Below are 6,140 nucleotides of genomic sequence, written 5' to 3' on the forward strand. Positions count from 1 at the left end.
GTCTGCCGATCGATACCAGCCTTCGCCTCGGCAACAGCCTGCTGCCCCCGACGCAGAGCCCCCTCTTCAGCGGAAATAGTCTGAGCCATCACAACTCCCCCTTCACAAAAACCAACCCGAAACCGGGACCACCAACACCGATAACCCCGCCCACGCAGAATCACCACCACCGACGCTACGCGAAACCAAACCCAGACACCAAGTACAGACGCCAACTTCTCGAAGAACGTCGCACCCGGGCGGGTGGCACCGGCGCTCCACCGAGCGGCCCAGACACGATCGATTACCGCGAGAGACCTTCGACCGCGCGGATCGCGCCCATCCCGTCCTCGAGCCGGAAACGCTGGGCCGGGTGGTCCAGGTAGTGCTGAATCACGCCGGCGACGACGGCAGGATCAGAACCGATGTGGTGAGCATCGATGGAGATGGGCCCGTGCGTTCGGGTGAGCAGCGCGAGCGTCGGCCCGTGCGGCCCCGGCGCCAGGGCGCCGTCGAGATCGTTCCAGGCGAGCTGCACGCGCTTGCTGCCGCGCACTCCGCTCAGCCCCTCGGCGTCCACGCGGAGGCCGGCAGGAGTGCGCATCGACCAGAGCAGCCGAACCAGCGAGACGAGCGAGACGACTGCGAGGAGATAGGGCAGCACGGTGGTGAACCTCGTACTGCCGCCCATCGTCGGCAGGCCCAGGAGCGCGACGACGAGGGACACGACGGCGGGGATGAGAAAGGCGATCGCGACGATCGCGAAGAGCGGCCGAAGATAGGGCGGCGGGACGAAACGCAGCGGACCGCTCGTCACGACTCGGACGCTCCCGGCGCGCAGCGCGCGATTCCAGAGCTGCAGGGCCGCCACGAGCAGCAGCGTGGTCGCCGCGAGCCCGGCCATGAACAGCCGGAAGCCGAGGCGGTCATCCGCGACGGCGATGAGGGCGGCGCCCAGAGGGAGGAGGTAGAGCACCCGGATGCCGGGGGCGACGTCCTTCCCCTTCGGGAACACCGACCGTCGGCCGGTGGGGATGCGCGGTGCGAACAGGTGCGTCTGCGTCATGGTTCACCGCGCGAGCTGCGGGCCCTGCCAGGCCGAAGTGCCGTCGTACAACCAGCCGTCGATGGATTCTCGAACGTCGAGCGGCACCCAGGATTCCCAGGCCCACCGAGCTCCCGAGCCGATCAGTATGCCACCGGCGGCTGCACCGCCGACGACCCAGCCGACCGGTCCGCCGGCGGCGGCGATGCCCCAGCCGACTGCCGCGCCGCCGCCCACACCGGCGAAGGCCTCGACGAGCACCGAGGACCCCGGATCGCCGCCGGCGATATCGCTCGCCGCGCTGACGATCTCGATCACGCCGCCGGCGACCGGGATCAGCCTGCCCACCCGCGCCACGCGGTGGATGTCGTCGAGCAGATCCTGCATGCCCTCGCGGATGGCCCGGGGATTCGCCGCCTCGGCCGCCGCGCTCACCGCCGGGTTGCCGGATCTGAGGCCACGGGTGAACGTATCGGCGTCCTCCTGCATGCCCTGAGCGATGTCGCGCCACTCGGCGAGATCCCTCCGCAGACGCTCGTCGGCGAAATCGAGGGCGGTCGTGACGACGTCCTCGTTGCCGACGGAGAGGTCGTCGAATGCCGCGTTGAGCTGCTCGAAGTCCTCGACCTTCGCGACGAGCGGCGTGAGATGCTCCGCGATCCACGCCTCCAGCTCCCCCCACCACGTGCCGACCCGCTCGGACAGGTCGTTGTAGCTCCGCACCCGGGACATGTGGGCATCCCACTCGGGATCGACACCGGGTTCCGCGCACATCTGCGCCGCCGAGGTGGGGCGCATGACCGTCTTCCCGTAGACCGTCAGCCCGAACTCGCGACACTGCTCGAGATACGAGTCGAAGTCCCTGACGCCGCGCTCGAGCCGGTTCGCGTAGGCGTGGAAGGCATCCGCGGCTTCGCCCAGATACGCGGGCACGGCGTCGCTCCGGTTGCGCACCGTCGTGGTCGCGCGCTGAAACGCAGCGCCTGCCTCGCCCGTCATGTAGAGCTGCCCGTCGCTCGCGATGTAGGCCAGCTCCAGGTCGACGTCGACCAGTGCGGTCTTCACGTCGTCGAGCCAGTCCGCGAGCACGTGGATCGCCGCCGGGTCACCGGGAATCTTCAGATCGACGCTCATCGGTCGTCGAGTTCCCGTTCCACCTCGCGGAGCTGCTCGGCGATCATGCTGTCGGTGTTGCTCATGTCGTCGATGACATCGATGGCGATCGCGCTGAGCGCTCGCGCGGTATCCGCTGCCAGCCCGGATGCCTCGGCCCCGGCGGATGCGATGAAGGCGACCAGCGAGGTAGCGATCCCGGCGTCGGGAGTGTCCGGCATCCCGCCGATCGCCGTGTCGGCCGCGTCGACCCGCTCGATGACGTCCGCGAGCCGACGTTCCATGCTCTCGCGGTCGAGATAGATGTGCGTCATGCGAGTCGTCCTCCTCGTCGCTGCGTCGGCGGCACGTCGAGGTCGAAGGCGACGACGTCGAACGGCTGCGCCTGCTTCACACGCTCGAGTTCCTCGATGGGGAGGAGGATCCAGGGCTGCTCCTCGCCGCAGGCTCGGACGAGGCGGTCCAACGCGGTGTAGGCGAGAAGCCCGTCCCGCCCATCGGTGAGGCTCCTCACCACGAACTCCTGCCCCGGTGCATCCTGCCCCTCGACGACGGGGAGATAGAGCACCGGAGGAACGATCACGCCCTGGCTCATACGTGCAGCACCTTCTGTCGGGGGTCCGATGGCGGCGGTGCTCCGCCGCTCTCAGAACCCTATTACACGGTCTCGGCCGGGCCGTCGCCCGCTTCATCGCGTTTCACTTCACGACCGCATCGGCGCTCGTCCCTGCGCCCCGGCTCCGCCCGGTCGAGCCCGGCTACTCCGACCCGATCTGCTCACGATACAGTTCCTGCAGGTTCGCGGAGCAGTCGACGAAACGATCCTCCTCGGTCCGCTCCATGACCGTACGACCGTTGATCCGGATCCCGCAGCTGACGGTCTGCGGACCGATGTTGTGCGGTGAGATTCCCGCCTGGAACCGGATCTCGCTGTTCGTGCCGGAGAACGCGACCTCGAAGCTGTCGGATGCGTCGGCCTCGACCGTGGTCGATTTCACCGCCCCCGCCGCGAGCGGCTCGGAATACGTCACCGTGAAGTCGCCTTCCGCCTCGGCGTGCAACTCGATGTGCAGCTCCTCCGCGGCCGGGCTCGCTCCCATCCGGCCGGCCCAGCCGAGCAGACTCGCAATCGCGATCGCGATGGGCAGGACCAACGCGACGAGGCTCACCAGGACACGGGCATCGGCGAAGACCGACCCCCGCCGTCCTCGCCTGGCCACGACAATGCTGAGGACGAACGCCACGACCGCGATCACCAGCCCGACGAGCCACAGCCGCGCCCAGAACAATCCGGTGAGCGTCGCGACCAGCGACACGGCGATCATCACCCACGCGACGATCGAGAGCGCCGACGCGGCCGGCGGCGGCGCGGCGTCTCCCAGGCGGTGTCCGCGACTCGTCATCGGTTCCTCTCTCACCAGCACGCACTCCGATCCTCGATCAGCGGTACGAGATGTTCCCTGCGGATGCTCGCTCCTCCTCCGGTTCGGCGAACACCAGACCGGATCCCAGTCGAACGATCGCGCAGAAGAGTCGCTGGACGGATCCGCGTGACGTCGCATACGTCACGGCGAGACGGTCCGGAGAAGTGTCTCCCCCGTCCGGCGAGACGACGACGGAGGTCACGCGCAACCCGCTCGCGAACTCCTGCGGAGTGAGTCCCCGCCCGGCCCCCAGAACACTCGCATCGGCGAAGATGCGTCCCGGTACGGACAGATCGTCTGAGGCCGCACGGGCGATGGCGTCACGCGCTCGAGCGTCGAACTGCTCGAAGAAATCGAGCGCCGTGTCGGCCTGATCGAGGTGACTCTGCCGCGCATGCAGCGGATCTGCGAGCACGAGACGGATATCGTCCACTCCGCTGAGAGCGCTCGGGACGCTCGCGGATTCTGCAACGCGGTGGGTCGCTCGCGGCGCGACAGGCCCGAAATAACGACTCGTCAGGCTCATGATCCCAGAGTCTCCGTTTCGAGTTCCCGCATCAGGGCCTGCGCTATGGCTTCGGCTTCGCTTTCCGTCGCGAAGTAATCGTCCACGACTGCCTGGAAGAGATCTCGGCCTCGCTCGTACTCGTTGCGCGTCGAGGTGAGGCACTGCGACAGCAACTCGTGGAGCCGGCTGATCTGCGCATACGGCCCGGTCGCCCCCAATCCGACCCCGGGGTCCCTGCGCAGGAACACGTCGCCCGGAATCGAACTCACCGCCGTCGTCGCAGAGCCCATCGCCGAGATCAGGCGGTCCATGTTCAAGATGACCGTGTCGGCCTCGCTCCGATCGAGCGAGATCATGTTGTCAGTCGGGAACGTTCGCAGCGAGTACGCGTCGAGGTTGAAGCTCTCGTTCTCGGTCGAGATGACCTCGCTCGCACGGTCGGTCATGTCGCGAACAGCACGCTCCTGCTCGGTGATGACCTCATCGAGGTTTCGGGATGCGGACTCGAGCGACTCGATGATCGAGTCGTAGCTGTCCGTGGCGATATTCGCCGCAGCATCGAGCTTGCCCACGGCATCCGAAGCGGTCTTCGCAAGACTCAGCAGCGTCACGATGGGAGCGGCCGTTCCGGCGCTCGCCACCGTGGTCACGACTCCGGCCACCGCTCCGATGACGCCGAACGCGAAATCGCGGACCTCTTCAGCGCTCTGCTTCGCGTTGAGACGAAAGGCGTTACGCACGCTGTCGCAGATGTCGACCGCGTCCTGCCGAGCTGCCGGCCAGATGGCCCCCTCCGCGGCGTAGGCGGTCTGCAGAAGCGCACTCGCAGCTCCGAGCCCCCCGACGATCTTCGCGAACTGCGCATCGTACTTGTCGAGGAACGGCGCTTTGAAGGAACCGCGCACATTGCTGACGACGGTGTTGCTGATCGTGTCGATCGACTTCTCGACCTCGCCGTCGGCGATCGCGCTCCCCCCTGAGCCGGCGGCACCGAACTCCGTCGCAACCGAGTTCGCCGACTCCTGTCCCGCTGAGGCTCCGGACCCTGTCGGCAGCCCGACCCACTTGCTCGTCGATCCATCGATACGGGATCGGATGTTGTTGAAGCCCTCCACCAACGAGTCGCTTCCCACCGCGATCCGCTCACCGCCGCCTTCGCCGTCCTCCTCCGGCCGTCGGTACCAGCTGGGAATGAATCCCCAGAAGGCGTAACGGTCCGAGTACTCGTAGTCCACGAACCATCCCTGATTCGCCATGAACGAATCGATTGCCGCGCGCTTCATCTCGCCGATGATGGTCGAGATGTCCCCGTAGTCTGCCACTCGTTTACCTCTCCGCGAGCGTGGAGCTGTGCCTGTGCCGTGTGTCAGCCGGCGAAACGGCCGGCATTCCGAGCATCACTCGCGTTGTACGTCTGAGCGATCTGCTCCGTACTCCCCGAAATCCGCTCCAGCAACGCCTGCAACTCCCCCAACGACTTCGTCCACTCGCGCTGCGCAGCATCATACGAGTTCTGCGCCTCACCACTCCACGCACCCCGCAACTTCGCCACCTCCGACTCCAGACGCTCGATCTCCGACCGAATCCCCTGCGACCCGTTCCGGATCTCCGCCGCAAGCGCACTCACCTGCGCCGTCTGCACCGACATCGACTGCATACTCATAATCCTCTACATCCCCTCTCGAAAACCGCCCCGAACCCTCACTGCCCCGACATCATCGCACCCAGACCCGAAATGGCCTGCTGCTGCTCCTGCTCCGTCGACGCCTGATCCTGCTCGGTCCCCCGCAACGCATTCTCCAGATCCAGCAACACGTTGTTCAGCTTCACCGTCTCCGCATCCCAACGCTGCATCAACTGCGTGAACGCCCCCGCAGCCGAACCCGTCCAATACCCGCGCAACTGCTCGATATCGCCACGCACCTTCTTCGTCTGCCGATCGATACCAGCCTTCGCCTCGGCAACAGCCTGCTGCCCCCGACGCAGAGCCCCCTCTTCAGCGGAAATAGTCTGAGCCATCACAACTCCCCCTTCACAAAAACCAACCCGAAACCGGGACCACCAACACCGA

9 protein-coding genes are annotated in these 6,140 nt (G+C 66.7%); all 9 read right to left on the bottom strand.

The window, feature by feature from the left end:
- Positions 1-283: 283 nt before the first annotated feature.
- The 9 genes from ACWKZU_RS15990 to ACWKZU_RS16030 all read right to left on the bottom strand — a co-directional run bounded on the left by ACWKZU_RS15990 (position 284) and on the right by ACWKZU_RS16030 (position 6,088).
- Positions 284-1,045 carry a hypothetical protein gene (locus tag ACWKZU_RS15990; protein ID WP_449283326.1) on the bottom strand — a complete coding sequence of 254 codons (762 nt, stop codon included), beginning with the start codon at positions 1,043-1,045 and terminating at the stop codon, positions 284-286.
- 3 nt (positions 1,046-1,048) lie between these two features.
- Complete coding sequence (locus ACWKZU_RS15995; protein ID WP_449283327.1) at positions 1,049-2,158, bottom strand: hypothetical protein; 1,110 nt, start codon at positions 2,156-2,158, stop codon at positions 1,049-1,051.
- Positions 2,155-2,451 (bottom strand): hypothetical protein, encoded by a 297-nt coding sequence (locus ACWKZU_RS16000; protein WP_449283328.1) that lies wholly within the window; start codon positions 2,449-2,451, stop codon positions 2,155-2,157. The genes ACWKZU_RS15995 and ACWKZU_RS16000 overlap by 4 nt, the downstream gene beginning before the upstream one ends.
- The gene (locus ACWKZU_RS16005) at positions 2,448-2,732 is read right to left on the bottom strand and encodes an SAV_915 family protein (protein WP_449283329.1); all 285 of its coding nucleotides are present in this window, start codon (positions 2,730-2,732) and stop codon (positions 2,448-2,450) included. The genes ACWKZU_RS16000 and ACWKZU_RS16005 overlap by 4 nt, the downstream gene beginning before the upstream one ends.
- Positions 2,733-2,895: 163 nt before the next feature.
- Positions 2,896-3,540, bottom strand: coding sequence for a hypothetical protein (locus ACWKZU_RS16010; RefSeq protein WP_449283330.1), 645 nt, complete (start codon positions 3,538-3,540; stop codon positions 2,896-2,898).
- A 37-nt stretch (positions 3,541-3,577) separates the two neighbouring features.
- Positions 3,578-3,994, bottom strand: coding sequence for a hypothetical protein (locus tag ACWKZU_RS16015; RefSeq protein WP_449283331.1), 417 nt, complete (start codon positions 3,992-3,994; stop codon positions 3,578-3,580).
- 89 nt (positions 3,995-4,083) lie between these two features.
- Positions 4,084-5,391 carry a hypothetical protein gene (locus tag ACWKZU_RS16020; RefSeq protein ID WP_449283332.1) on the bottom strand — a complete coding sequence of 436 codons (1,308 nt, stop codon included), beginning with the start codon at positions 5,389-5,391 and terminating at the stop codon, positions 4,084-4,086.
- 44 nt (positions 5,392-5,435) lie between these two features.
- On the bottom strand, positions 5,436-5,726 hold the full coding sequence (locus tag ACWKZU_RS16025) for a WXG100 family type VII secretion target (protein ID WP_449283333.1): 291 nt from the start codon (positions 5,724-5,726) through the stop codon (positions 5,436-5,438).
- 44 nt (positions 5,727-5,770) lie between these two features.
- On the bottom strand, positions 5,771-6,088 hold the full coding sequence (locus tag ACWKZU_RS16030; RefSeq protein WP_449283334.1) for a WXG100 family type VII secretion target: 318 nt from the start codon (positions 6,086-6,088) through the stop codon (positions 5,771-5,773).
- Positions 6,089-6,140 lie beyond the last annotated feature (52 nt).

The sequence above is a fragment of the Leucobacter sp. genome (genome assembly GCF_053528595.1).

Excerpts from the sequence above, each read along its gene's own strand:
- ACWKZU_RS16000 (WP_449283328.1), bottom strand. The coding sequence starts at position 2,451 with ATGACGCACATCTATCTCGACCGCGAGAGCATGGAACGTCGGCTCGCG.
- ACWKZU_RS16010 (WP_449283330.1), bottom strand. The coding sequence starts at position 3,540 with ATGACGAGTCGCGGACACCGCCTGGGAGACGCCGCGCCGCCGCCGGCC.
- ACWKZU_RS15995 (WP_449283327.1), bottom strand. The coding sequence starts at position 2,158 with ATGAGCGTCGATCTGAAGATTCCCGGTGACCCGGCGGCGATCCACGTG.
- ACWKZU_RS15990 (WP_449283326.1), bottom strand. The coding sequence starts at position 1,045 with ATGACGCAGACGCACCTGTTCGCACCGCGCATCCCCACCGGCCGACGG.
- ACWKZU_RS16030 (WP_449283334.1), bottom strand. The coding sequence starts at position 6,088 with ATGGCTCAGACTATTTCCGCTGAAGAGGGGGCTCTGCGTCGGGGGCAG.
- ACWKZU_RS16025 (WP_449283333.1), bottom strand. The coding sequence starts at position 5,726 with ATGCAGTCGATGTCGGTGCAGACGGCGCAGGTGAGTGCGCTTGCGGCG.
- ACWKZU_RS16005 (WP_449283329.1), bottom strand. The coding sequence starts at position 2,732 with ATGAGCCAGGGCGTGATCGTTCCTCCGGTGCTCTATCTCCCCGTCGTC.